The 24,862-nt window shown below is 69.8% G+C and carries 22 protein-coding genes; 12 read left to right on the forward strand and 10 right to left on the reverse strand.

Annotated features, from left to right (window positions below; all coding sequences use genetic code 11):
* The first annotated feature begins 4 nt into the window (after positions 1-4).
* Genes KZC57_RS09860 through KZC57_RS09890 form a run of 7 tightly spaced genes read left to right on the forward strand, consistent with a single transcriptional unit; the run spans position 5 to position 6,512 of the window.
* Positions 5-1,495, forward strand: a complete 1,491-nt coding sequence (locus KZC57_RS09860) for an aldehyde dehydrogenase family protein (RefSeq protein ID WP_247641637.1) — start codon at positions 5-7, stop codon at positions 1,493-1,495.
* Positions 1,492-2,250: a gamma-glutamyl-gamma-aminobutyrate hydrolase family protein gene (locus tag KZC57_RS09865; protein WP_060921348.1), complete on the forward strand. Its 759-nt coding sequence runs from the start codon at positions 1,492-1,494 to the stop codon at positions 2,248-2,250. Before KZC57_RS09860 ends, KZC57_RS09865 begins: the two co-directional genes overlap by 4 nt.
* Positions 2,247-2,717, forward strand: coding sequence for a DUF3830 family protein (locus KZC57_RS09870; RefSeq protein WP_025102846.1), 471 nt, complete (start codon positions 2,247-2,249; stop codon positions 2,715-2,717). The genes KZC57_RS09865 and KZC57_RS09870 overlap by 4 nt, the downstream gene beginning before the upstream one ends.
* A gap of 42 nt (positions 2,718-2,759) precedes the next feature.
* A complete protein-coding gene (locus tag KZC57_RS09875; protein ID WP_105950701.1) occupies positions 2,760-3,842 on the forward strand; it encodes an ABC transporter substrate-binding protein in 1,083 nt (360 codons plus the stop codon).
* Positions 3,839-4,666, forward strand: a complete 828-nt coding sequence (locus tag KZC57_RS09880; protein WP_060921346.1) for an ABC transporter permease — start codon at positions 3,839-3,841, stop codon at positions 4,664-4,666. Before KZC57_RS09875 ends, KZC57_RS09880 begins: the two co-directional genes overlap by 4 nt.
* A gap of 2 nt (positions 4,667-4,668) precedes the next feature.
* Positions 4,669-5,469, forward strand: a complete 801-nt coding sequence (locus KZC57_RS09885; protein ID WP_234024182.1) for an ABC transporter permease — start codon at positions 4,669-4,671, stop codon at positions 5,467-5,469.
* A complete protein-coding gene (locus KZC57_RS09890; RefSeq protein ID WP_060921344.1) occupies positions 5,469-6,512 on the forward strand; it encodes an ABC transporter ATP-binding protein in 1,044 nt (347 codons plus the stop codon). The genes KZC57_RS09885 and KZC57_RS09890 overlap by 1 nt, the downstream gene beginning before the upstream one ends.
* 106 nt (positions 6,513-6,618) lie before the next feature.
* Here KZC57_RS09890 and KZC57_RS09895 read toward each other — a convergent pair whose 3' ends face one another.
* Complete coding sequence (locus tag KZC57_RS09895; protein WP_247641638.1) at positions 6,619-7,428, reverse strand: PrsW family glutamic-type intramembrane protease; 810 nt, start codon at positions 7,426-7,428, stop codon at positions 6,619-6,621.
* A gap of 122 nt (positions 7,429-7,550) precedes the next feature.
* On the opposite strand from KZC57_RS09895, the gene KZC57_RS09900 reads away from it, so the two are divergent.
* Positions 7,551-9,314, forward strand: a complete 1,764-nt coding sequence (locus tag KZC57_RS09900; RefSeq protein ID WP_217583460.1) for an alkaline phosphatase family protein — start codon at positions 7,551-7,553, stop codon at positions 9,312-9,314.
* 80 nt (positions 9,315-9,394) lie between these two features.
* Here the strand turns inward: KZC57_RS09900 and KZC57_RS09905 are convergent, their stop codons facing one another.
* From KZC57_RS09905 to KZC57_RS09920, 4 genes are all read right to left on the reverse strand, one after another.
* Positions 9,395-10,045: a dihydrofolate reductase family protein gene (locus KZC57_RS09905; RefSeq protein WP_060921341.1), complete on the reverse strand. Its 651-nt coding sequence runs from the start codon at positions 10,043-10,045 to the stop codon at positions 9,395-9,397.
* A gap of 73 nt (positions 10,046-10,118) precedes the next feature.
* Entirely contained in the window at positions 10,119-10,592 is a 474-nt protein-coding gene (locus KZC57_RS09910; protein ID WP_247641639.1) for a GNAT family N-acetyltransferase, read from the reverse strand.
* Between the two features lie 35 nt (positions 10,593-10,627).
* Positions 10,628-11,686 carry an LLM class flavin-dependent oxidoreductase gene (locus KZC57_RS09915; protein ID WP_060921339.1) on the reverse strand — a complete coding sequence of 353 codons (1,059 nt, stop codon included), beginning with the start codon at positions 11,684-11,686 and terminating at the stop codon, positions 10,628-10,630.
* A gap of 28 nt (positions 11,687-11,714) precedes the next feature.
* Positions 11,715-13,223, reverse strand: a complete 1,509-nt coding sequence (locus KZC57_RS09920) for a methyltransferase (protein ID WP_247641640.1) — start codon at positions 13,221-13,223, stop codon at positions 11,715-11,717.
* Positions 13,224-13,319: 96 nt separating this feature from the next.
* Here KZC57_RS09920 and KZC57_RS09925 point away from each other — a divergent pair, with 96 nt between their 5' ends.
* The 4 genes from KZC57_RS09925 to trxA all read left to right on the forward strand — a co-directional run bounded on the left by KZC57_RS09925 (position 13,320) and on the right by trxA (position 18,588).
* Positions 13,320-15,515 (forward strand): DUF6049 family protein, encoded by a 2,196-nt coding sequence (locus KZC57_RS09925; protein WP_247641641.1) that lies wholly within the window; start codon positions 13,320-13,322, stop codon positions 15,513-15,515.
* Positions 15,508-17,142 carry a murein biosynthesis integral membrane protein MurJ gene (murJ, locus tag KZC57_RS09930; protein WP_247641642.1) on the forward strand — a complete coding sequence of 545 codons (1,635 nt, stop codon included), beginning with the start codon at positions 15,508-15,510 and terminating at the stop codon, positions 17,140-17,142. The genes KZC57_RS09925 and murJ overlap by 8 nt, the downstream gene beginning before the upstream one ends.
* A gap of 79 nt (positions 17,143-17,221) precedes the next feature.
* The gene (gene trxB, locus KZC57_RS09935; RefSeq protein ID WP_025102858.1) at positions 17,222-18,196 is read left to right on the forward strand and encodes a thioredoxin-disulfide reductase; all 975 of its coding nucleotides are present in this window, start codon (positions 17,222-17,224) and stop codon (positions 18,194-18,196) included.
* A 68-nt stretch (positions 18,197-18,264) separates the two neighbouring features.
* Positions 18,265-18,588: a thioredoxin gene (trxA, locus tag KZC57_RS09940; protein ID WP_247641643.1), complete on the forward strand. Its 324-nt coding sequence runs from the start codon at positions 18,265-18,267 to the stop codon at positions 18,586-18,588.
* A 74-nt stretch (positions 18,589-18,662) separates the two neighbouring features.
* Here the strand turns inward: trxA and KZC57_RS09945 are convergent, their stop codons facing one another.
* The 5 genes from KZC57_RS09945 to KZC57_RS09965 form a co-directional block, all read right to left on the reverse strand.
* Complete coding sequence (locus KZC57_RS09945) at positions 18,663-19,187, reverse strand: GrpB family protein (RefSeq protein ID WP_247641644.1); 525 nt, start codon at positions 19,185-19,187, stop codon at positions 18,663-18,665.
* Between the two features lie 6 nt (positions 19,188-19,193).
* Positions 19,194-19,529 (reverse strand): hypothetical protein, encoded by a 336-nt coding sequence (locus tag KZC57_RS09950; protein WP_025102860.1) that lies wholly within the window; start codon positions 19,527-19,529, stop codon positions 19,194-19,196.
* A 9-nt stretch (positions 19,530-19,538) separates the two neighbouring features.
* Positions 19,539-20,987: a sugar porter family MFS transporter gene (locus KZC57_RS09955; RefSeq protein WP_197676689.1), complete on the reverse strand. Its 1,449-nt coding sequence runs from the start codon at positions 20,985-20,987 to the stop codon at positions 19,539-19,541.
* Between the two features lie 61 nt (positions 20,988-21,048).
* A complete protein-coding gene (locus KZC57_RS09960; RefSeq protein ID WP_060921333.1) occupies positions 21,049-22,023 on the reverse strand; it encodes a ParB/RepB/Spo0J family partition protein in 975 nt (324 codons plus the stop codon).
* Positions 22,023-22,946: a ParA family protein gene (locus tag KZC57_RS09965; RefSeq protein ID WP_105950712.1), complete on the reverse strand. Its 924-nt coding sequence runs from the start codon at positions 22,944-22,946 to the stop codon at positions 22,023-22,025. The genes KZC57_RS09960 and KZC57_RS09965 overlap by 1 nt, the downstream gene beginning before the upstream one ends.
* Positions 22,947-24,862 lie beyond the last annotated feature (1,916 nt).

Consider the following 24,862-nt stretch of genomic DNA (forward strand, 5'->3'; position numbering starts at 1 on the left):
GATCGTGTTCACGGCAACTGGAGACGACTGGGCGGACCGCGCGGCGGCACTGTCGCTGCACACCCGAATGTTCATCGACGGCTCCTGGGAGGACGGGACCGCCGAGCCCCTCGCACCGATCAGCCCCCGGGACGGCCGGGCTCTGCCCCCGATCGCGGCTGCCTCCGCCGCCGACATCGACCGCGCGGTCCGCTCCGCCCGTGCCGCGTTCGACGCGGGCGTCTGGTCGCGCATCGCCCCCCGCGAACGCGGCCAGCTGCTGATCGCCTTCGCGCAGAAGATCCACGACAACGCCGAAGAACTCGCCCTCACCATCTCCCTCGAGATGGGCAAGCCCGTGCGCGAGGCGCTGCAGACCGAACTCCGCGCGGTCGTGAACTGCTTCCGGTGGTACGGCGAGGCCGCAGACAAGGTGCTCGACGAGCTCCCCGTCACCGCCCCGAACAGCCTCGCGCTCGTCACCCGCGAACCGGCCGGCGTCGTCGCCGCGGTCGTGCCGTGGAACTTCCCGCTCACGATGACGGCCTGGAAGCTCGCCCCCGCTCTCGCCGTCGGCAACAGCGTCGTCCTCAAACCCGCCGAGCACACCACCTTCTCGGCCCTGCGCCTGGCCGAGCTCGCCCACGAGGCCGGCATCCCGGCCGGCGTGCTGAACGTCACCCCCGGCGCCGGCCAGGTCGCCGGCCGCGCACTCGGCGAGCACCCTGACGTCGACGTCGTCACGTTCACCGGCTCGCCCGAGGTCGGCCGCCGGTTCCTCGGCTACGCCGCCGCGTCGAACGGCAAGCGCGTGTGGCCGGAGCTCGGCGGCAAGACGGCGAGCCTCGTGCTGCCGGACGCCGATCTGGAGCGGGCGGTCCGGGCCACGGCCGACGGCTGCTTCTACAACCAGGGGCAGATGTGCACGGCCTCGTCCCGGCTGCTCGTCCCCCGCGCGCAGTACGACAGGGCCCTGGAGATCGCCGCCGAGGTCGCCCGCACGAGCCTTCCCGCAGACCCGTTCGACGTGTCCACGTCGATGGGGGCGATCGTCAGCGAGAAGCAGCTCGCCGGGATCGCCGGGTTCGTCGAGCGCGCGGCGGCCGAGGGCGCCGAGCTCGCGGCCGGGAGCGCCGAGCGGTTCTCCGCCGTCGACGGCGGCAGCTACTTCGCCCCGGTCGTGCTCGGCGTGACCCCCGCGCACGAGGTGGCGCAGCGCGAGGTCTTCGGCCCCGTGCTGTCGGTCATCGCGTACGACGACGTCGACGACGCCCTCGCCATCGCCAACGGCACCGAGTACGGCCTCGCCGCCGCGCTGTGGAGCACCGACCTCAACGCCGTGCACACCCTCTCCCGGCGGCTGCGCGCGGGTGTCGTCTGGGTCAACTGCTTCGAGGAGGGCGACATGACCATCCCCTTCGGCGGGGTCAAGGGCTCCGGCTTCGGACGCGACAAGAGTCTGCACGCGATGGAGAAGTTCACCGACCTGAAGACCACGTGGATCGAGCTGTCGTGACCCGCCCGCTCATCGGCATCACCACCTGGCGCCGCGCCATCGACACCGACCTCGGCACGGGCCGCCCCGCGCACAGCCTCGGCACCGAATACGCCACGCCGATCGAGGCCGCCGGCGGCGCCGTCGTGCTGCTGCCGCCGACCGCCGGTGTCGACGAGGTCCTCGATCGGCTCGACGGACTGGTGCTCTCCGGCGGGGAGGATCTGCACCCCTCGCACTACGGCGCCGAGCCCCAGGACGGGAAGTCGTACGACTCGGCCCGCGACGGCTACGAGATCGCGCTCGCCCTCGGCGCCCGGGAACGAGGCCTGCCGGTGCTGGCGATCTGCCGCGGGCTCCAGGTCTGCACCGTCGCGTTCGGCGGCTCCCTCATCGTCGACATCCCCGCCACGGCCGACCATCACCCGGTGCGAGGAGCAGACGAGCAGCTCTCCGCCCGGCACGCCGTCGCGTTCGCGGAGGACAGCAGGCTCGCCGCGCTCTACGGGACGACGACGAGGACCGTCAACACCATCCATCACCAGTCCGTCGACACCCCGGCCCCCGGGCTTCGCCCCGTCGCCTGGGCTCCCGACGGCATCGTCGAAGCCGTCGAGGCGGGCGACGACTGGGCCTTCTGGGCGGTGCAGTGGCACCCCGAGAAGATGACAGCCCCCGAAGAGGCCGCCGAGGAGCGCCCGCTGTTCGCGGCGTTCGTCGCGGCCGCCCGTGAACGCGCAGCGGAACCGTCCGCTGGCCAGAAAGGAACACGATGACCAAGCAGGTCTTCCTCGAGTACGAGAACGGCGTCCGCGCCGTCGCCACCCTGTTCGAGGACCTCGCCCCTCGCACGTGCGAGGCGATGTGGGGCGCGCTGGAGAAGCCGGTCACCATGCAGGCGATGCACGCGATGTACGCCGGACCCGAGGTCATGGTCGGCCTTCCCGAGGAGGCCCAGAACTTCGACCCCGAAGCCGTGCCCGCGGAGAACCAGCAGGTCGTGCCCGCACCGGGTGACCTGCAGTGGTACTGGCAGCGCCCCATGCAGATGGGCGGACTGCCGTTCGAGTGGTACGAGATCGGAGTCTTCTACGATCGTGGTGCCCGTATTCTCGGCCCCCTCGGATGGACACCCGTCAACATCTGGGCCGGCATCACCGAAGGACTCGCGGAGTTCGCTCAGGAGAGCGCCGCGATCCGCATCGACGGAGCGAAGCAGCTCACCATCGGACGCCTGGTCTAGGCGTCCACCCCCCGTGCTGGACCCATCCCGAAGGAGCAGTGCATGAACACCCGCAGAATCCTCACCGCCGGCGCGCTCGTCGCCACCGGTGCCCTCGTCCTCGCCGGCTGCGCGTCCGGCGACGGCGAGTCCTCGTCCGGTGGTGACAAGGAGTTCGCCGGCGAGACCCTGGTCGTCACGTCGTTCGGCGGAGACTGGGAGAAGGCCTTCATCGAGGCCGTCGTCGACCCGTTCGAGGAGGAGACCGGAGCGAAGGTCGAGCTGATCACCCTGTACAGCGCCGATGCCCTCGCCCAGGTCACCGCCCAGAAGGCGAGCCCGCAGATCGATGTCGTGCACTTCTCCGGCGGACAGGAGTTCACCGCCGCGGAGCAGGGCCTCATCGCCCCGATCGCCGCCGACGACCTGTCTGCGTCGGGAGACCTCATCGACATCGCGACCGCCGGCCTCGAGCGCGGCGAGGGTCCGGTCATCCAGCTCGCGCCCATCGGGCTCGTCTACAACACCGAGGCCGACGCCCCGGCGCCGACGTCCTGGGAAGACCTCTTCGACGACGCCTACGCCGGTCACGTCGCCCTGACGGACTTCTCGAACACCTACGGGGTGCTGTCGATGCTCCGGGTGGCCGACGCGCTCGGGGGTGGCATCGAGGACCCGTCCGCGGCCATCGCCGACCTCGGAGCGCTGGCGTCCTCGGGCGACGCGATCGTCGTCCCCACCTCGCCGGACCTGCAGACCGCCTTCGCCCAGCGCGGCACCTGGCTGGCCCCGTACGCGATGGACTACGCAGGCACCCTGCAGGACGCGGGTCTCCCCGTCGAGTTCATCGTCCCGGAGGAGGGCGCCACCGCGTCGCTCATCACGGCGAACGTCGTCGAGGGCCGGGACAACCCCGAGCTGGCGACGCTCTTCATCGACTACGAGCTGCGCCCCGAAGCGCAGGCCGTCTTCGCGGAGAACATGCGCTACTCCCCCGTCAACACGAAGGCCGAGCTGTCGGACGAGGCGGCCGAGGCCGTGCTCACCGGCGACGAGCTCGACGACGTCGTGGTCTACGCCCCGGGAGACATCGCCGCGTCGCGTCAGGCGTGGACCGATGAGTGGAATGCGCTGATCACCAAATGAGCGTCCGAACCCGTAAGGAGCCCTGGCTCCTGCTCCTGCCGGCGATCGTGCTGCTCGCGCTCGCCTTCGTCACCCCGGTGGCCGGCATGCTGCTCATGAGCGTGCAATCGCCGGCAGGCGGGTTCACCCTCGACAACTTCACTCGCTTGTTCGCGAGCGAGTATCACCTCCAGGCGGCGCTGCGATCGCTCCGCCTGGGGGTGATCCAGACGGTGATCACCCTCGTCATCGCCGTCCCGCTGTCGTACATCATGGCGCGCGCCGGCTCGAAGGTGCGCTCCTTCCTCCTCATCGTGGTGATCCTGCCGCTGATGACGAGCGTCGTCGTCCGCACCTTCGGCTGGGTGGTGCTCATGGGGCCGTCCGGCCTGATGATGCAGATCCCCGGCGCAGAGTTCCTCGTCGGCGGCACGCAGGGATTCCTCGGTACCGAGACCGGCGTCGTGATCGCGATGGTGCAGGTGCTGCTGCCGTTCGCCGTGCTCAGCATCCTCGGCGTCATCTCCGGCATCCGTCCGCAGCTGGAGGAGGCCTCCCGCACCCTCGGCGCCGGATTCTGGCGCACGCTACGGCACGTCGTGCTGCCGCTGTCGGTGCCCGGCATCGTCGCCGGCGCCTCCCTGGTGTTCGTGCTCTCGGTGAGCTCCTTCATCACCCCCCGCTTCATCGGCGGCTCGCAGATCCCCGTGTTCGCGCAGACGATCTACGTCGACGCGACCACCAACCTCGACTGGGCGTTCGCGGCGGCGCAGGCCGTGCTGCTGTTCGCGGGCGTGATGCTCGTGCTCGCGGCCACGTCCCGGCTCGGGAAGCAGAAGGTGTGACCATGGTCCGTTCCGTCCCGATCCTCGGCCGTATCCTCGCCATCCTCCTCGGCATCATCGTGACGCTCTACATGCTCGTCCCGTTGCTCGTCGTCGCCGGTGCCTCGGTGGGAGAGAACCGCTTCCTCACGTTCCCCGGACAGGGCTTCACGCTCGACTGGTACGTGGAGGCCCTCACCTCCGACACCTACCTGGAGCCGTTCCGCCTGAGCCTCGTGGTGGGTGTGTCGGTCGCGATCCTCGCCGCCTCCATCGGTACCGCGGCCGCCCTCGCGCTGACGCGGTTCCGCGTTCCGGGAGGCGCGGCGATCCAGGCGCTGCTGATGTCCCCGCTGACGATCCCCACGATCATCCTCGCGATCGGCGCCCTCTCCATCGCCTCGCTCACGATCGGCTCCCCGAATGTGGGCGTGCTCATCGCGATCCATGTCGTCATCGCGATCCCCTACGTCATGCGCACCGTGACCGGCGTGATGACCCGTGCCGACCACTTCACCGAGGAGGCCGCGCGCACCCTCGGCGCCGGCACCTGGAACCGCTACCGCCTCGTGGTGCTGCCCATCGCCCGCCCCGGCATCGCGGCCGGAGCGTTCTTCGCCTTCAACATCTCGTTCGACGATGCGGTCATCGCCCTCTTCCTGCGCACCCCGCAGCTGGAGACCCTGCCCATCGCCATCTACGGCCAGCTGGAGTTCAGCACGTCGCCCACCGTGGCCGCCGTCTCGACCCTGATGGTCCTGCTCACCGTCGTCCTCATGATCGTCCTCGAACGCATCATCGGCCTGGGAAGGTTGTTCGTCTGATGACAACGCTCACCATCACTGCACTCACCAAGGACTTCAAGGGGACGAAGGTGCTCAAGGGCATCGACCTCTCGATGCGGTCCGGCGAGTTCGTCTCGCTCCTGGGCCCGTCGGGCTGCGGGAAGACGACGCTCCTCCGCTGCATCGCCGGGCTCGAGTCGCCCACGAGCGGCACGATCGAGATCGCGGGGCAGGACGTCACGAAGCTGCCGCCCGAGAAGCGTCACCTCGGCATGATGTTCCAGAGCTACGCGCTCTTCCCGCACATGAGCGTCGCCGAGAACGTGCGCTTCGGGCTGCGGATGTCGGGCGAGAAGTCGAAGGCCGAGCAGAAGGAGCTCGCCGTCCGGGCGTTGGAGCGTGTGCAGATGGGCCACCTCGCCGATCGCATGCCCGCGCAGCTCTCCGGCGGACAGCAGCAGCGCGTCGCCCTGGCCCGCGCCATCGCGTTCGAGCCGCGCGTGCTCCTGCTCGACGAGCCGCTGTCGAACCTCGATGCGCGTCTGCGCGAGGACATGCAGGTCGAGCTCAAGGAACTGCACCGAACGCTCGGTCTCACGACGGTGTTCGTCACGCACGACCAGGAGGAGGCGATGAGCCTCTCCGACCGCATCGTGCTCATGAACGGCGGGATCATCGAACAGGAGGGCGCGCCGGCGGAGCTGTACAGCGCCCCGCTCACCACCTTCGCCGCCGACTTCATCGGTGCCGCGAACCTCCTTCCCGCCACGCGCTCCGGCGCGATCGCGACCCTCGACGGCACCGCCGTGCAGGTCCCGCTCACGGGCGCCGGGCCGGACGGCTCGGGCGAGGTCGTGCTCCGGCAGGAGGATCTGCATCTGTCGCCCGCGGTGGGTCCGGGTGCCCCCGTCCCGGTCGAGGTGATCGCGCACGTCTACCGCGGCGCCGACGTCGTCTACATCGTCGAGCTCGCCGGGCGCCGCCTCCGCGTGGTCCGTCCGCGGCACGAGGACCCGCTCCCCGAGGGCGCGGCCGGTCTCGGCTGGCGCGACGGCGCCGTCCTCTGGATCCCCGCCGCCTGAACCACCCCGCGCACAGCTTCGGAGACCAGCCCCGACACGCCGTGCGACAGCCTCGCACGACCGCGTGTCGGCCGCGATCTCCGAAGCTGTGCCCCGTCCGGGCGGCTCAGACCCGGCGACGGGTCAGCACGAGGCGGAGGGTCACGGCGAGGACCGTCGACACCACGATCCAGCCGAAGGCCGTGCCCAGGGCCATGAAGAACGAGGCCTGATCGGTGGCGCCGGCCACGTTCCCGTAGTTGATCGCGCCGTGGGCCGCGATCGCCACCAGGAGTCCGGCGAGCGCGAGGAGCGGGCGCGACCAGGCGCGCCGGGCGTCGAGAGCGAGACCGAGCGCCGCCCCGGTCCAGATGGTGAGCGCGGCATGGGTGGGGAACGTCAGGGTGCGGACGATCCAGGTCGCGATGCCGGAGCCGGGATCGTTCGCCGCGATCTCCGCCGCGATCGCGGAGGCGTCCTCCACGGCTGCGAAGCCCACGCCGACCAGTGCGCCGACCATCGCGCCGAAGAGCACGCCGCGCAGGCCGAGGCGTCGTGCGAGCAGAAGGACGAGCAGCACGCCGAGACCCTTTCCGATCTCCTCCACGATGGGCGTCAGCACCCACATCGTGGGGACCGCCTCACGCACGATGCCCTGGTCGTCGACATAGATCGCCTGCTCGGACGACCACGCGCCGATCGCGGCCGCGAGGAGCACGGCGGCACCGGCGCCCCAGGCCACGGCGAGCAGGGACGACGCCCATGACCGCGCACGCCGCGGAGCGGTCCAGCGGGCGGCGAACATCGTCACGGCCGCCGCGGGCAGAACGGCGGCGAGACACAGGAGGAAGACGGGGCCGGTTTCGATCGTGAACAGCACGATCGCGAGTGCCAGCGGGAGGAGGAAGGCGGCGAGCACCACGGGGCGGCGAGCCACGAACGGGACGGTTTCGGAGGGGACGACCGCGGAATGCACTCCCCGATCCTTCCAGACCCGTTCCGCGACATTCCTGGGATACCGGAATGCTGAGTGGGCTCGCCCGGCCGTAGGATCGCGGCATGGTCGACGACGACACCCCCTCCGACGCCTCTCCCCGCGACCCCTCACGGCGCGGATTCTTCGCCGTGGGCGGTGCCGCCCTGGCGGGAGCGGTTATCGGGGGCGCGGGAGGGGCGGCGATCGGAGCCTCCGTCGCCGGGGCCGGCGGCCGGGACGGCTTCGCCGATGACCCGGATCCGTTCGCCGCACTCACGCCCCGCTCGGAGCCCGGCTTCGATCACATGGTCGTGGTGATGGGCGAGAACCGCTCCTTCGACAACCTCCTCGGCTACCTCTACACGGCCGAGACGCTGCCGGCGGGCGAGACCTTCGAAGGTCTCGCATTCGGCACCCACAGCAACACCGCCCCGGACGGCACGGTGGTGGAGGCGCACGTCTACCGGGGCGACACGGACCGCATCATGAGCCTCCCCGATCCGGACCCGGGTGAGGAGTACCCGCACGTCAACACGCAGATCTTCGGCACCGTCGATCCGAAGACCAACGCGGACCTGTTCGTCGACGAGATGACCACGCCCTTCAACGCCCCCACCCACGGCGAGAAGGCGACGATGTCCGGTTTCCTCGAGGACTACATCATCAACTTCCGCCGACTGCGCGACGGGAAGGAGCCGAGCCTGGACGAAGCGCGGCACATCATGGGCTCGTTCTCGCCGGAGATGCTCCCGGTGCTCTCCACCCTCGCCGCCGAGTTCGCCGTGTTCGACCACTGGTACGCCGGAGTGCCCTCCCAGACCTTCTGCAACCGCTCCTTCTTCCACGCCTCGACCTCGCACGGCTTCGTGACGAATCAGGGTGGCGGCGGCTACCGGAAGTGGCTCGACGCCCCGGCCGCACCGACGGTGTTCAACCGCCTGGAAGACCGCAAGGTGAGCTGGCGGATCTACATCGACGAGCTCCAGCTGGTCTCCTTCACGGGGATGCTGCATGCGGCGGTGCTCGAGAAGTACTGGCGCACGGATCATTTCGGCACGATGGAGGACTTCTACGCCGACGCGAAGAACGGCACCCTCCCGGCCTACGCGTTCATCGAGCCCCGGATGGTCTACGACCACAACGACTTCCATCCGCCGTTCGGGAAGCCGCGGGAGAGCGTGGTCGACGGCGAACCCGTGTTCGACAGCGCCATCTCCGATGTGCGGGCGGGCGACCGGCTCATCCACGACGTCTACGAGGCCGTGCGCACGAGCGCGACGCCCGGCGGCTCGAACGCCGTGAACACCCTGTTGCTCATCACCTTCGACGAGCACGGGGGCTGTTACGACCACGTGCCTCCGCCCGCGGCCACGAAACCCACGAAGGACACCGGTGCCGGGGAGATGGGCTTCACGTTCGACCGGCTCGGTTGTCGCGTCCCGGCGATCGCGGTGTCGGCGTACACGCGGCGGGGCACGATCGTCCACGACGAGATGCACCACGGGTCGGTCACGGCCACGCTGTCACGCCTGCACGGCCTGGAGCCGCTGAACGACCGCGATCAGTCGGCCAACACGCTGCTCAACGTCGTGAACCTCGACAAGCCGCGGCACCCGGCCGACTGGCCCGTCACCACACCCGCGTACACGCCGCCCAACCCCGAAGACGGCACCCCGCAGCCGAACGAGGCCGATCACCTCAAGCCGCTCACGCCTCCCGCCCGGGGGCTGCTCGGGCTCCTCCTCGCCCGCTACGGCGCGGCGGGCGAGAAGGAACCGGAGACCTTCGCCGACGCGTACCGGCTCCTCCACGAGCACGGCGAGGAGCTGTTCGGCCCTCCGCTCTGACAGCGCACTTCCGCACGAGGTCGCAGAGTCTCCGGGAAATCCCGCGACCCCGGTGCGATTCTGCGACCCGCGCCGGTGACTCAGCCCTCGCGGGAGAACGTGACGTGGGTGACCCCGGACTCCGCGACCTCGGACGTCACGCGATAGCCGGCCTCGAGGCCACGCAGGTCGTCCCACAGCCGGATGCCGCTGCCGGTGAGGATGGGGGTGATGCCGACGTGCAGGTCGTCGACGAGCCCGGCGCGCAGGAACTCCCGGACCGTGGTCGCCCCGCCGCCGACGCGCACGTCACGTCCTCCGGCCACGGCCACGGCTTCCCGCAGCGCCTCCTCCGGGGTCGCGGAGAGGAAGCGGAAGCTCGTGCCGTTCGCGAACTCGATCGGCGGGCGCGGCGTGTGCGTGAGGACGAACACCGGAACCTCGAACGGCGGCTCCTCGCCCCACCAGCCGCGCCACTCCGGGTCGTCCGGGTTCGCGTGGAGCCCGAACATCCCGGCACCCATGATCTCGGCGCCGATGCCCTGGAAGTACTGCGCCGCGTACTTCTCGTCGACCCCGGTGGTGCCCGCACCGCTCGTGTCGTGGAAGACGCGCTCTTGGAAGGTGCGGGTCGCGGTGTAGGCCGCGGTGAGGCGTCCCCAGTCCTCGCCGAAGGGGTTCTCCGGCGTCTGATCGGTCGTCGTGGCAAAGCCGTCGAGGGTGATGTTGAGGTCGACGCGCACGCGGGTCATGGTGCCTCCGAAGCGGTGGGGACGGGCGCCGGGGGGCGCGCCGTCCCCAGCGTCGGGCGTCACGCGGCCGCTGTCAAGAGCCGCCGGGGTCTCCCGGAAGCGCCATGTGGATGGTCGGATAGGGTCGCCCGTCGCCGTCGAGCGCACTCCGACCCACCTCCACGAAGCCGCGGCTGCGGTAGAAACCACGCGCGCCCGGGTTGTCCTCGTTCACATCGACCCTGACCACGCCCTGGTGGGCGACCACCTCGGCGAGCAGCGCGGAGCCCACGCCGCCGCCGCGGACGGCATCGGAGACGAAGAGCATCTCCAGCCCATCGCCGTGGACACCGGCGAACCCGACCGGAATCCCGTCCTGCTCGGCGATGGTGAGGGTCACCGCGGGGAAGTAGTCGGACGCGAGATGCGATTCGATCCGGGCGAAGTCGGCCTCGTCGAGGAAGTCATGCGTGGCACGAACGGCACTGCGCCAGATCTCGACGAGTGCCGCGTACTCCTCTTCCCCTCGACACGGCCGAATGATGAGCGGGGCACTTCCTGCGGACATGGATCCGACACTATCCGCCGGACCGCCGTGCCGGATCAGGCCACGGGGTCGCCCTGGACGGGCCCCTCCGTGTTGGGCTTCCACCCGAGGGCCGGCGCCACGTGCTCCGCGAACGCCTCGAGCACATGGAGGTTGTACTCCGGCCCGAGCTGGTTCGGGATCGTCAGCATGAGGGTGTCCGCGGCCATGACCGCCTCGTCCTGTCGGAGCTGCTCGATGAGCACATCGGGCTCCGCGGCGTAGGTCTTGCCGAAAGTGGAGCGGAACCCGTCGATGATGCCGATCTGGTCGGCGTTCTCCTCGCTGCGCAGCCCGAAGTAGGCGCGGTCCATGTCCGACACGAGCGGGAACACGCTGCGGCTGACCGAGACCCGCGGCGACCCGGTGTGACCGGCCTCGCGGTAGGCGGAGCGGAACAGCTCGATCTGCTCGCGCTGCAGCTCGTGGAACGGCTGCCCCGTGGCCTCGGTCACGAGCGTCGAGCTCATCATGTTGAGCCCCTGGCGTCCGGTCTCCTCGGCCGTGGCACGCGAACCCGAGCCCCACCAGATGTGGTCGCGCAGCGTGGGCGACTGGGGCTCGATCGCGAGGTACTGTCCCGCGCCCACCATCCGGGGGTCGCCGGGGGCGAGGCGCTCGCCGTCGATGGCCCGCAGGAAGATCTCGAACTTCTCCCGCGCGAGCACGCTGCCGCGCTCCGGGTCCTCCTCGTCGCGGAAGCCGAAGGTCTCGTAGCCGCGCAGCGCCGTCTCGGGTGACCCACGGCTCACGCCGAGCGCGATCCGGCCGTCGGCGATGAGGTCGAGCGCGGCGGCCTCCTCCGCGAACTGGAACGGGTTCTCGTAGCGCATGTCGATCACGCCGGTGCCGACCTCGATCCGCTCGGTGCGCGCGGCCATGGCCGTCAGCAGCGGCATCGGGGACGCCGCCTGGCGGGCCCAGTGGTGCACGCGGACGTAGGCGCCGTTGACGCCGAGCTCGTCCGCGCCCTCCGCGATCTCGATGGTCTGCTTCAGCATGTCGCCCGCGGTGCGGGTCGCCGAGCCGGGCACGTCGGCATAGTGACCGAACGAGAGGAATCCGAAAGCCTTCATGGTGTATTCGAACGCATGGAAGCCGGGACTATTCCCCCGGGAGGAGGAAGCCGTCGAGCACGAGTCCCCGGATCCGCGGCTCGAGCTCCGCCCACAGTTGCGGGAAGGGCACCTCGAAGAGGTCGGCGAGGGCGGGGGCGATCTGCAGCACCTGGAGCTCGCCGTCGCAGGCGCCGACGAATCCGGCGAGCGCAGGATCCACTGCGACCGTCCGCGCGAATCCGCCGCCCTGACGCAGCTCGATCACGCTCGGGTCGTCGTTGCCGGGAAGCAGGTGGCGCGCCTCCGTGACGTCGGCGGCCACGACGAGGGTGTCCGGCAGTCCCCCGGCGAGCGCATCGTGGGCCGCGAGGCCGAGACCGAGCGCCGCCCCCACGTTCGCCACGGGCTGCGAGACCCGCTCCGACCGCCGCAGCGGCTCCCCCTGCCCCCGGCGGAGCAGCACGTAGCCGAAGCCGATCGCGGTCACGCCCCGCGCCGCGAAGTCGTCGAGCCACGCGGTCAGCAGCGGGGTGAACGCGGCGTCGCGCGGCGTGATGCCGCCGTCCCTGATCCACAGCTCCGCGTACGCGAGGGGGGACAGCTCCTCCCGCTCCACCACCCACAGGTCGAGGTCGGCAGGCACCCACGCGTCCAGCCGGGCGAGGCCGGTGATCCCCGTGCGGGACTCCCAGTTGCCGAGAAGCTGGGCGATGCCGCGCGGGGTGAGGTGGGCCGGTGCCGTGCGCACGAACTGCTCGACCAGCGCGTCGCCGACCAGGCCGCCGTCGCGGTACTCGTAGGCGGGGACGCCCTCCGTTCGGGGGGTTATCACGAACGGCGGGTTCGAGACGATGAGGTCGAACGCCTCCCCGGCGACGGGCTCGAACATGCTCCCGTGGCGGAACTCGATATTCGTGACCCCGTTGAGCTGCGCGTTCAACGCGGCGTACGCGAGCGCGCGGTGGGAGACATCTGTGGCGACGACCCGGCCGGCCCGCCGCGCGACGAGGAGCGCCTGGATGCCGCAGCCCGTGCCGAGGTCGAGCGCACGATCCACCGCGAGCGGCACGACCGTCTCGGCGAGCGTGCGCGAGGCCCCGCCCACGCCGAGGACGTGATCGGCCGGCAGCGGACCGTCGAGGGCGACCTCGTCCAGATCGCTGGCGATCCACCACTCCCCGACACCGTCCTCGTCGACGAACGACTGCGGGCGCAGCAGCGCGACCGGGATCACGGAGTCGGCGTCGATCGTCGCCAGGCCCAGCGCCTCCAGACCGTCCACGCCGAGGGTGGGCAGGGCGCGCTCCACCGCCGCTCGGGGCTGGGGAAGCCCGAGCACCAGGAGCCGCCCGAGGGTCGCGAGCACGCCCTCGTCCCCGGCGATCGCCCGCAGGATGGGTTCGCGCAGGCCACGGCCCAGTGCGTCGTCCGCCTCCTCGCCCCAGAGCTGTCGCAGCGGCTCGGATCGGAGGTCAGCAGCATCCAGATCAGCGGCGAGCGCGGCGCTGCGGAGCGGGTCGGGGCGGGGGGCGGGGGTGTCGGACACGGCCGTCACTCTACGCGTCTTCAGGGTTCTCCTCTGTCCGGCCTCCTAGAATCGCAGAGTCAGTACTCACGATCCGCCTCTCCCCGGCGTTCGAGGAAGACCTTCATGACCGCGATCACTCCCGAGACGGGCCTCCGCGCGCGCGTGCGCCGGCTCGCGGCGTTCGTGGTCGCCGCCGGCGTCTGCGCCGTCGGTGTCGCCGGCCCCGCTGTGGCGGCCGACCAGCCAGCCGCCGACGACGATCAACGGGTCGAACTGCATGTCACGGCGGGCCTGCGCGGGACCGTCGCCCCGGGGACCTCGACGTCGGCCGTGGTCACGATCGACAACCGCACCGAGGCGGAGCTCTCCGCGGGCCGCGTCGAGATCGAGCTCGGCAGCACGCCACTGACCGACGACGACGCCGTCACCGAATGGTTGGACGAGGGCCAGGCCGCGGGCTCCTTCCTCCCCCTCGGAGAGGAGGCCACGAAGCCGGCGGAGGCGGGCGGATCCGTCGGCACCACCGTGTTCGTGCCGCAGGAGACCCTGAAGCCGTTGAAACCCGGGGTGTACCCGCTGCGGGCTGCCCTGAGCGAAGCCGGCACGAAGGATGGTGAGGGGCAGCGCACCACGACCTGGGACACCACCGCGACGAGCGTCCTCGTCGTCACCTCCGGCCCCACGAGCCCCGTCGGGGTCATCGTGCCCATCACCGCCACGCCGACGGGCGGTGCCCTCCTGAGCGCCGAGGAGCTCACGGAGTTGACCGCCCCGGACGGCGACCTCACCGCGCAGCTCGACGGCGTGGCCGGGACGACGGCGGTGCTCGCGGTCGACCCTGCCATCCTCACGTCGATCCGCGCGCTGGGCACCGCCGCCCCCTCGGCGGCGACCGACTGGCTGCAGCGGCTCGACGAACTCCCCAACGCCCGTTTCGCCCTGCAGTTCGGCGATGCCGACCTCACGGTGCAGGCGCAGGCCGGTCTGCCCGAGGCGCTGGCACCGCTGCCGCTGACCTCGCTGCTCGATCCCGCGGCGTTCCCGCAGCAGCGAGCCGTGACACCGACGAGCACTCCCGGCACCACCGCAGAACCGTCGGCGACGCCGACCGACGGACCGGCTCTTCCCACCGACGAGGAGCTCACGGAGATCGAAGGCGCGATCCCGGGGATCGTCTGGCCGGAGAGCGACCTCACAGAGGCCGACCTCGCGGCGTTCACCGGCTATCTGGGCCGCCCCGCCACGACCATCGTGTCGTCCGAGACCGTCGGCGACAAGAGTGCGGCGCATGCGACCGCGGACGGTCAGGACCTGCTCGTCACCGACGCCGCCACGTCGGCCGCACTGTCTGCTGCGGCGACAGAATCCGCCTCGGTTCCCCGCCAGGGGCTGTTGGCGGAAGCGGCCGCGCGGCTCTTCCTCGCCGGCGCCCGGGCCCCCGGCGCTCCGATCCTCATCGGCCTGGAGCGCGACGAGAACCGCTCCGCGGACGCCCTCCGCGACGCGATCTCGGCAGCCGACTCGATCGGCTTCGAGCTCTCGACGGTGCGGGCGGCTCCCGCCGCCTCGGTGAGGCTGCCCGAGACGGCCGCGGCGACCCGGGCGTCCGACCTCACCAATCTCCTCGCCGACGAGCGCTCCCTCACAGCCTTCGCCACCGTCCTCAGCGACCCCCTCGTGCTGCTCAGCCCCGAGCGGATCCGGATCCTGCGGACCATCGCGGTCGGATCGTCCGCGGAAGCCTTCGCCGAGAAGGTAGCGGCACATCGCGCGCGCACCACCGAGACGCTCGGCGCCGTCAGCATCCCCGACTCCAGCACCATCCAGCTCCTCACGGCCAACGCCGACCTCCCCATCGCCGTGCGCAACGACCTCCCGTGGCCGGTGACGGTGCGGTTGTATGCCGCCCCCACCGATCCGCGCCTCGAGGTGACGCCCGTGATCGACGTCGCCGTGCAGGCGAACTCGACCACGCGGGCGAAGGTGCCGGTGTCGGCCCGTGTCGGCAGCGGCGAACTCGATCTGCGCCTCAGCCTCACCAGCCCGACCGGGGTGCCGATCCAGTCCGAGCAGACCATCCGAGTCGCGGTGCGCGCGGAGTGGGAGACCATCGGCCTCGTCGTCTTCGGCGGACTCGCGGTGCTCCTCATCGCTCTCGGAGTGGTCCGCACGGTGCGTCGGAAGCGCCGGGAGGCGATCGAGGAGCAGGCGGTCGAGGCGGCCGTCGAGGAACTGATCGAGGAGAAGGAGGCGGAGGCCGCGGTGCAGGAGCGTCTCGACGGCCCTGAGGCCCCTTCCGCGAAGGAGTCGCGTGACTAGTCTCGGGCGCGCCAGCGCCATCATCGGCGCGGGCACCCTGGTCTCCCGCGTGACCGGGCTGCTGCGCAGCATCGTCCTCGTCGGTGTGCTCGGCTCCGTCGCCTCCGAGGCCGCTGACGCCTTCACCTACGCGAACCAGTTGCCCAACAGCGTCTTCTCGTTGATCTCGGTGGGCATCCTCACAGCCGTGATCGTGCCGCAGATCGTCAAGGCCACGGCGGATGCGGACGGCGGCAACGCGTTCATCTCCAAGCTCTTCACCCTCGGTACGGTCGTCCTCGTCGTGGTCACCGGTATCGCCACGGCCTGCGCACCGTGGCTCGTGCACATCGTGGCCGGTCGTGCGAACCCAGAGCTACTGGCCCTCGCCACGGCGCTGGCGTACTGGTGCCTCCCGCAGATCCTGCTGTACGGCCTGTACGCGATGATCGGCGAGGCGCTCAACGCCCGCCGCATCTTCGGGCCCTTCACGTGGGCGCCGGTCGTCAACAACGTCGTCTCGATCATCGGGTTCCTGGCGCTCGGCGCCCTCTTCGGACCCGTGCCCACGCGCGCGGCGGAGTGGACGCCGACGATGATCTCGCTCCTCGGCGGGACCGCGACCCTCGGCATCGCCCTGCAGGCCGTGGTGCTGCTGGTCTTCTGGCGTCGTACGGGGCTGGCTCTGAAGCCGGACTTCCGCTGGCGCGGCGTCGGGCTCGGCACGGTCGGCCGCCTCGCCGGATGGACCTTCCTGATGGCGTTCGCGAGCCTGGCTGCGGGGACCCTGCAAGGCTTCATCGTCAGCGAGGCGGCGGGACTCGAGGCCTCGGCCACGGTCACGACCAACGCCTGGCTGATCTTCATGCTCCCCTACTCGGTGATCGTGCTGTCGATCGGCACCCCCTACTTCACCCAGATCAGCGAGCACGCCGCGAGTGGCCGGGACGACGAGGTCCGCAGCGACATCTCCCGGAGCATCCGCACGCTCCTCTTCTTCATCGCCGCCGCCGTCGCCGCCGTGGCCGCCGCCGCCGTTCCGGCCTCGCGGGTCTTCACGAAGGACACCGAGTTCGTGACCGCCGAGGACGCGGCGAGGTCCGCCGCGCTGGTCCTGCTCTGCTACCTGCTCAGCCTGATCCCTCTGACCGTTCTCTTCATCGTCCAGCGCACCTTCTACGCCTACGACGACACCCGCACCCCGTTCTGGTTCACGATCGTGCAGTGCACGCTCATCGTGGCCACCGCCCTCCTCGCCTGGGCGCTGTTCGAGGCCGAGGTGCTGCCGCTGTCCCTGCTGGCCGCCGCCGTCGCCCTGGGGCAGTCCGTGGCCAGCATCCTGCAGACCGTCCTGGCCGTCTGGCTCCTGCACCGGAAGATCGGTGGTCTGGGAGTGCGCTCCTGGCTGGCCGCCGTGGGGCGATTCGGCCTGGCTGCGGTGCCTGCGGGCCTCGCCGGCTGGGGCGTGTTCGTGCTGAGCAGAGGAACAGACGGCTGGATGATGGGCAGCGCGATGCTCGGTGCGCTCGGCACCGCCGTCATCGGACTCGTCGTGGTGCTCGTCTACGTCGCGATCCTCGCGGTCTTCCGCGCCCCGGAGCTGAAGGCCGCCGGCGGGCTCGTCCGCCGCTTCCTGCCCGGCCGCTGACGCGGGAATGCCCCGCGGTTACCATGGGTTGAAGCAGTCGGACGTCTTTCGACGGCACCGCCTTTCTAACGGAGATCACATGCGTCAGGTCATCATCATCGGCTCCGGCCCCGCCGGATTCACGGCTGCCATCTACGCGGCGCGCGCGAACCTGGAGCCGCTCCTCATCGCGAGCTCCGTCGAGGTCGGCGGAGAGCTCATGAACACGACCGAGGTGGAGAACTACCCCGGCTTCCCGGAGGGCATCCAGGGCCCCGAGCTCATGGCGAAGTTCCAGGAGCAGGCCGAGAAGTTCGGCACCGAGGTGCTCTACGACGACGTCACCGAGCTCGACGTCGCCGGTCCCGTCAAGAAGGTCACCCTCGGTTCGGGCGCCACCCACGAGGCGAAGACCATCATCTACGCGACGGGTTCCGCCTACCGCAAGCTCGGCATCGAGGGCGAGGAGCGTCTCTCCGGCTTCGGTGTCTCCTGGTGCGCCACCTGCGACGGCTTCTTCTTCCGTCAGAAGACGATCGCCGTCGTCGGCGGCGGCGACTCGGCGATGGAGGAGGCCACCTTCCTCACGCGCTTCGCGGACAAGGTGTACGTCATCCACCGCAAGGACACCCTCCGCGCCTCGAAGATCATGCAGGAGCGTGCCTTCGCGAACGAGAAGATCGAGTTCGTGTGGAACAGCGAGGTCGTGGAGATCCTCGGCGACAACGCCGTCTCGGGCGTGCAGCTGCGTTCCACGGAGGACGGCTCGCTCCGCGACCTGCCCCTCGACGGCCTGTTCATCGCCATCGGCAACGACCCGCGCACCCACCTCGTCCACGAGAAGCTCGAGCTCACGCCCGAGGGAACGATCTGGGTCGACGGTCGCTCCTCGCGCACGTCGGTCCCCGGTGTCTTCGCCGCCGGCGACGTGATCGACCCCACCTACCGCCAGGCCATCACGGCTGCCGGGACGGGCACGATCGCAGCCCTCGACGCCGAGCACTTCCTCGCCGACCTCGAGGACTCCTCCGTCGAGGTCCCCGCGGCCGAGGCCGCTGAGGTCATCACGGCCTGACAACGGCCGGGAACACTTTCCCCCCGCCCGTTGTTGCAACAGGCGAACCTCGAACAAGGAGAACTCTGATGAGTGCAAAGGCAACGAGCCAGGCGACCTGGGAGCAGGACGTGCTGCAGGCCGATGGTCCCGTGCTGGTGGACTTCTGGGCCGAGTGGTGCGGTCCGTGTCGTATGGTCGCGCCGGTGCTGGACGAGATCCAGTCCGACAACCCCGACAAGATCACCATCCTCAAGCTCAACGTGGACGAGAACCCGGAGCTGGCCATGAAGTACCAGATCACGTCGATCCCGGCGATGAAGGTCTTCCAGGGCGGAGAGGTCAGGACGACGATCATCGGCGCCAAGCCGAAGTTCGCCCTCGAGCAGGATCTCGCCGCTTTCCTCGGCTGATCCCCCACGACCACGAGAAGGGCCGCACCTCCGGGTGCGGTCCTTCTCGCATTCCCGGGGACGCCTGCGCCCGGTCAGCGCTTGTCGTACACGTCCACGGGCTCGAGACCGCGCGCGTCCCGGGCGCTGTTCACGATCTCCTGGATGACGGCCGTCTTTCCCGCGTTGTAGGAGGACACCCCGTCCGCCGCCGCCCGCGCTGCGTCGTGCTTGGCGCGCTCGTATCGCTCCGCGTCTGCCCGATGCGCGCGCAGCCAGTCCCGCAGCAGACGCTGGGGCGCGAGATCCCACTCCGCGACAGGGAAGAAATGCGCGATGGCGAGGCGCTCCCCCGCCGACTCCCGGATCATCACCGGATGCGTGCGAACCCCGCTGCCGATGCGCCAGCCGGCCTCCTCCAGTGCGGAGCTCCGGTCGCCGAACTGCTCCCCTGTCTCCACGCGCACCGCGAGGTCGATGACCGGCTTCGCGCTCATCCCGGGAATCGCGGTCGAGCCGATGTGCTCGATGATCCACTCCTCGGCCCCGGCGGCGCGGATCGATGTCGCGAACTCCTCGAACCGCTGCGGCCACGACGGATCATACGGAACGAGGAGCATCGGTCGTCAGGACGCGTCGGCGATGCGGGGATCCCAGCGGCGGTGGCGCTGCTTCTCGTCCAGAAGCCCCCAGACGGCCGGTGTGAGCTCCGGGTACTCGAGGGCGATCTGCCGCAGCACGCGGTAGTGTCGTGCGGCGTTGGGTCGCACACCGTCATTCGCCGCGATGTTGTCCGCACGGAGCAGGTACACGACGAGTTCGTCGACGCTGGGCAGCTCCTCCATGAACTCCCAGGGGTCCTCACCGCCCAGAAGGCGCTCCTGGACGAGGACGGCGAGTTCGTCCGACGCCTCGGCGCGCAGCACTTCCAGGCTGGCGCGACGGGGGACGGATTCGGTCATCCCTCCAGCCTACGCGCGTGCGCGACGGGGTCGGCGCTCCACCTTCGCATCCTCGCTCATGTCTTCGAGCTCGCGGCCCTTGGTCTCCGGCACCTTGAAGAACACGAAGAAGAACGACAGCAACGCGAAGAACGCGTAGAAGCCGTACGCGAACGTGAGGCCGATCTCGGCGAATGCGGGGAACGTCGTCGAGATGAAGAAGTTGGCCACCCACTGCGCCGCCGCGGCGACGGCCAGAGCACCGGCACGGATCGAGTTCGGGAAGATCTCGCCCAGGAGCACCCACACCAGCGGGCCCCAGCTCGCACCGAAGAACACGACGAAGCCGTTGGCGCAGATGAGGGCGACGGTGGCCCAGGGGTCCGGGAGCGTCGCGGTTCCGGAGGCGTCGAGCGTACCGAACGAGAAGGCGAGCGCCATCAGTCCGAGGGTCACCGTCATGCCGACCGAACCGACGAGGAGCATGATCCGACGACCGACCCGGTCGACGAGGAGGATCGCGACGATCGTGACGACGATGTTCGTGACGGAGGTGATGACGGACGTGAGGAGGGCACTGGATTCGTCGAAGCCCACCGACTGCCACAGCGTGGTGGAGTAGTAGAAGATGACATTGATGCCGACGAACTGCTGGAACACCGACAGCAGGATGCCGACCCAGACGATCGGCTTGAGTCCTAGCCGGCTTCCCCGCAGGTCCCGCAGCGACTCCGAGCGCTCCGTGTCGATCGTGCCCGTGATCTCCTTGATCTTCACTTCGGTGTCGATCGTCCCCGTGACGGTCCGGAGCACTTCCGCGGCGCGCTTCACCTCGCCCTTGCGGACCAGATAGCGCGGGGATTCTGGCAGCCGGAGCGACATCAGCCCGTAGACGAGCGCGGGGATGGCCGCGACCATGAACATCCATCGCCACGCGGTCAGGCCCCACAGCGGCTGGTCGGCCTCCCCCGCGATGCCCGCGAGCAGGGCGTCGGACAGCAGCGCGGCGAAGATGCCGAGGACGATGGCGAGCTGCTGCAGCGATCCCAGGCGCCCTCGGATCGCTGCCGGCGACACCTCCGCGATGTACGCGGGTGCGATCACCGAAGCCGCACCGACACCGAGGCCGCCGATCACACGCCAGATGATGAGATCGACGACGCTGAAGGCGAGGCCGGAGCCGATCGCCGAGACGAAGAACATGGCGGCGGCGACCACCATCACGGGGATGCGACCGAACTTGTTCGAGACGGGTCCTGCGAACCAGGCGCCCACGGCGCAGCCGATCAGGGCCGACGACACCGCGAAGCCCTTGAGGCCCGTGCCGAGATCGAATCCGGAGACGTCTCCGGCCAGAGCGTCGACGGCGCCGTTGATCACCGCGGTGTCGAATCCGAAGAGGAATCCACCCAGAGCCGCCGCGATACTGACGGCGATCACGCGACGCTTGATGGTGGCTGGATCAGCTGGTCTGGACATGGCATCCCCCTCGCATCGTCAAGATGACGCGAGTCTATGCCAGCCCCGACCAGGGGCGGGGTCACCGCGCGGAGCCGTACCCTTCTTCGCCCAGCTCCTCGAGAATGCGGTTCAGATCCTGGATCGATGCGAAATCGATCGTGACCTGGCCTTTTCGGGCACCGAGCGAGATCCGGACGCGCGTGTTGAGCCGGTCTCCGAGCTTGCCGGCGACCTCGTCCAGGTAGGCCCGCCGCGCACCCGGCGTGGGCTTGGGAGTCTTCCCTGCGGACGGCTGCGACTTGGCGGCTTCCTCCGTCGCGCGAACGGACAGGTCTTCGTTGACGACCTTGTCCGCCAGACGCTGCATCGCCTCCGGCGAGTCCACGCTGAGGATCGCGCGGGCGTGCCCGGCGGTCAGCACGCCGGCGGCCACCCGCTGCTGCACCGGCACCGGCAGCTTGAGCAGGCGGATGGTGTTGCTGATCTGGGGACGGGAGCGCCCGATGCGCGTGGCCAGCTCCTCCTGGGTGATGCCGAAGTCGTCGAGGAGCTGCTGGTAGGCCGACGCCTCTTCGAGGGGATTCAGCTCCGAGCGGTGGAGGTTCTCCAGCAGCGCGTCACGCAGGAGATCCTCGTCGGCCGTGTCGCGGACGATGGCGGGGATCGCCTCGAGTCCGGCCTCGCGGGCAGCCCGCGTACGCCGCTCCCCCATGATGAGCTCGTATTCGCCGTCGTTGTTCTTCCGGACGACCACCGGCTGCAGCACGCCGAACTCACGGACGCTGTGCACGAGTTCCGCGAGGTCCTCGGGGTTGAAGTGCGTGCGGGGCTGCCGCGGGTTGGGGACGATCGCCTGCGGGTCGACCTGGATCAGGTGGATCCCCGGCACCGCCTCGAGTTCGGTCTCGGGCGCGGCGTCGGCGCTCGTGGAGGGAGCCTCGGGGGTCGGAGCGATCTTCGCGCCGGGGAAGAACACGTCGACGGGACGTTCGGTCTGGTCCGCCGTCGGGATGAGGGCGCCGATACCGCGGCCGAGTCCAGTGCGCTTCGCCATTATCTCTCCTTGCTCTGCGTCTGTCGCGACGCGATTTCGACGGCGGCCTCGCGGTACGCGATCGCCCCGGCGGACTGACCGTCGTAGGCGATGACCGTCTGGCCGAAACTGGGGGCTTCCGACACACGGACGGAGCGCGGAATCACGGTGTCCAGCACCTGCGAAGGGAAGTGGGACCGCACTTCCTCCGCCACCTGCTGGGCCAGCCGCGTCCGTCCGTCGAACATCGTGAGGAGGATGGTCGACAGATGCAGACCCGGGTTGAGGTGCTTCTGGATCATCTGGATGCTGCCGAGCAGCTGGCTCAGACCCTCCAGCGCGTAGTACTCGCACTGGATCGGGATGAAGACCTCGTTCGCGGCGGTGAAAGCGTTGATTGTGAGCAGCCCGAGGGAAGGAGGGCAGTCGATGATGACGAAGTCCACCGGATGGTCCGCGAGGTAGTCCTCCAGAGCCCGACGGAGGCGGTGCTCTCGCGCCACCTGCGCGACGAGCTCGATCTCAGCGCCGGCGAGGTGGATGGTGCTCGGCGCACAGAAGAGATTCGGACTCTCCGGGCTCGGCTGCACGATCTCCGCGAGGGGGAACTCGTCGATGAGGACGTCGTAGACGCTCGGGGTGTCGGCGTTGTGGGGCACCCCGAGGGCCGTGGAGGCGTTCCCCTGCGGATCGAGGTCGATGACAAGGACCTTCGCGCCCAGTCCCGCCAGCGCGGATGCGATGTTCACGGCGCTGGTGGTCTTACCCACGCCGCCCTTCTGATTCGACACCGTCAGGATGCGGGTGTCGCCACTGAACTCAACGGAGACCCCTTCCAGCGCGCGGCGCCGGGCGGAGAGATCCGCGATTTCTCGCGCGAGGGGTGTATCCATCCCGAACGACTCGTTCGACGATGCCTTCTCGGACTGTTTCACGTGAAACATCCACTCCTTTCGGGGCCGCGTTCCACTCTAATCGCAGGGACGGACCTCGCATCACCGGCACGACCAGGCAGCAGGATACGTGCCTCGCGTACCTCGTCCGCCGGATGGCCCGCAGGACGCAGAATCTGGACGTTTCACGTGGAACGCCTGGTTGCACTCCCGTCCTGCAGATTGGCCTCCTTGCCTCACTTCTCTGGCGTGTCGTCCGGGGTAGCGGGCGGAATTGGCTTCGTCATCATCCGTGTCCCAGGGTCACGTCGGGTGGCACGCCCGCCTCGGCCAGATCGAGGACATTCCTCCCCGTTCCGTCGTCATTCCACGCCGTCATGCAGCCCGGGATCCGTAAGAGCCCCGGCTTCGGGGCCCGCGATGGGCGCTCCGGCACGCGCAGGGTCGACATTTGCGCGCCGCTCCCCCAAGACGGGGCAGGCACCGCGGGCGCCACGCCGCCAGACGGGAGCGCCCCCGCGGACTGCTTCCTTGTCCGTGTCTGAACGGCCCCCTGCACCGGTCCAGCTCACCTGCACCATGCCATCGTCGTGTGAACCTCCGCACGACCCTTGGTCGGCCCCAGGCACTCGCGTGGCCCGCGTGCGCGTGGTGCTCCGTCCGCGCCTGCCTCTACCCGTCGCTGCCGTAAGGAGTCGCACGCGGCCCACGCCGGTCCCCCGGCACGCGGGATCCACCGGTCCGTTGCTCTTCGTGCGTGAGGACCGCCGATGAGTCCACACTCTCGCCCCTGTTTCACGTGAAACGTCCCGCGGTCCTCCATCTTCAGGCGAACGCGAACTCCGTGTCGCTGGATACCGTAGGTGGTCCAGTAGGCCGACCTGGTGTGAACTTTCTGGGGACCGGGAGCGGTGGCGCCCGCTGGAGTGCGCCCTCCATGCCGTGGCGCAATCGAGAAGCTCGGCACCAGCGTTCGCCAGGCGCGGCCCGGATCCTCCGGGACACCCCCAGAACGATACGCGGGTGACCGTGCGCACGTCGTCGAGCTCACGGCCACCGGTCGGTGCTCGGTTACGCACGAGAACTCCACGCGGTCCGCCAATCCCTGAGAGCACACCTCCTTCATCGGCCGTCGCCTGGATGCTCGCTGTCGCCTGCAACCAGACAATCAGGCGGCCCACGCCGAACCCCTCACTACAGGGGCACCCGCACCCACGAACGACCGCGTTCCAGCCGCCGCATAGATGGAGAGCGCCACCGTGAGTGCGACGCAACCCACGACCGATCACCAAGACTGACGCCCAGAAACCACCTGACTGTCATTGGGCCCGGCTTCGTCAGATCACGCAACCGCCCTGACCGCCGCAGGCTCACCCTGAACGACGTTCCGGGGAGACGGCGGTACGGAACCCGACGCTCGGCTCCGCGCGCTGCGATCCGTGGCCGTCGTCGCCGGGGAGCATGGGACGCCGAGCGTGGATAGGGACGCGGCTGCTCCCCCACTGCCCACGTGCTTCCATAGCGACTGAATCCAACCGTTTCTCGTGAAACCGCGGAACGACGCCGGACTCTCGGCTCTGCGCGCTGCGATCCTGGTTGAGCGCTGCCGCCCAGCATCAGGCCCTCTCCTAGATAGGGAGACCGCTGTCGCCCTGCCAGCGGTGCTCGCGCGGCGGCTGACGGCCAACGTTTCACGTGAAACAGCGGTACTAGCCCGACGCTCTGCCCTGCGCGCTGCGCTCCCTGCCAACTCCGCCAGCAGCATCGAACACTGGGCTCGAGTAGCAAGACGATTGCCTTACGCACCGCGATTGCTGCGCCCGGGTAACTGTCGCCACCGTTTCACGTGAAACCGCCGCACGGCTCCCGATGCTCGGCCCTGCGCGCCAGCCTCTTACCCAATATCGCCGCGCAGCCGTACCTACCGCCCTCAGGCAGCGAGCCGAGATCTCCCCTGGCCGCCAGCG

This window comes from Microbacterium sp. KSW4-4 (assembly GCF_023091185.1).
GTDB classification, from domain to species: Bacteria; Actinomycetota; Actinomycetes; order Actinomycetales; family Microbacteriaceae; genus Microbacterium; species Microbacterium paraoxydans.

Excerpts from the sequence above, each read along its gene's own strand:
- KZC57_RS09885 (WP_234024182.1), top strand. The coding sequence starts at position 4,669 with ATGGTCCGTTCCGTCCCGATCCTCGGCCGTATCCTCGCCATCCTCCTC.
- KZC57_RS09960 (WP_060921333.1), bottom strand. The coding sequence starts at position 22,023 with ATGGCGAAGCGCACTGGACTCGGCCGCGGTATCGGCGCCCTCATCCCG.
- KZC57_RS09915 (WP_060921339.1), bottom strand. The coding sequence starts at position 11,686 with ATGAAGGCTTTCGGATTCCTCTCGTTCGGTCACTATGCCGACGTGCCC.
- trxA (WP_247641643.1), top strand. The coding sequence starts at position 18,265 with ATGAGTGCAAAGGCAACGAGCCAGGCGACCTGGGAGCAGGACGTGCTG.
- KZC57_RS09870 (WP_025102846.1), top strand. The coding sequence starts at position 2,247 with ATGACCAAGCAGGTCTTCCTCGAGTACGAGAACGGCGTCCGCGCCGTC.
- trxB (WP_025102858.1), top strand. The coding sequence starts at position 17,222 with ATGCGTCAGGTCATCATCATCGGCTCCGGCCCCGCCGGATTCACGGCT.
- KZC57_RS09950 (WP_025102860.1), bottom strand. The coding sequence starts at position 19,529 with ATGACCGAATCCGTCCCCCGTCGCGCCAGCCTGGAAGTGCTGCGCGCC.
- KZC57_RS09925 (WP_247641641.1), top strand. The coding sequence starts at position 13,320 with ATGACCGCGATCACTCCCGAGACGGGCCTCCGCGCGCGCGTGCGCCGG.
- KZC57_RS09945 (WP_247641644.1), bottom strand. The coding sequence starts at position 19,187 with ATGCTCCTCGTTCCGTATGATCCGTCGTGGCCGCAGCGGTTCGAGGAG.
- KZC57_RS09900 (WP_217583460.1), top strand. The coding sequence starts at position 7,551 with ATGGTCGACGACGACACCCCCTCCGACGCCTCTCCCCGCGACCCCTCA.
- KZC57_RS09875 (WP_105950701.1), top strand. The coding sequence starts at position 2,760 with ATGAACACCCGCAGAATCCTCACCGCCGGCGCGCTCGTCGCCACCGGT.
- KZC57_RS09910 (WP_247641639.1), bottom strand. The coding sequence starts at position 10,592 with ATGTCCGCAGGAAGTGCCCCGCTCATCATTCGGCCGTGTCGAGGGGAA.
- KZC57_RS09880 (WP_060921346.1), top strand. The coding sequence starts at position 3,839 with ATGAGCGTCCGAACCCGTAAGGAGCCCTGGCTCCTGCTCCTGCCGGCG.
- KZC57_RS09965 (WP_105950712.1), bottom strand. The coding sequence starts at position 22,946 with ATGTTTCACGTGAAACAGTCCGAGAAGGCATCGTCGAACGAGTCGTTC.
- KZC57_RS09905 (WP_060921341.1), bottom strand. The coding sequence starts at position 10,045 with ATGACCCGCGTGCGCGTCGACCTCAACATCACCCTCGACGGCTTTGCC.
- KZC57_RS09890 (WP_060921344.1), top strand. The coding sequence starts at position 5,469 with ATGACAACGCTCACCATCACTGCACTCACCAAGGACTTCAAGGGGACG.
- KZC57_RS09955 (WP_197676689.1), bottom strand. The coding sequence starts at position 20,987 with ATGTCCAGACCAGCTGATCCAGCCACCATCAAGCGTCGCGTGATCGCC.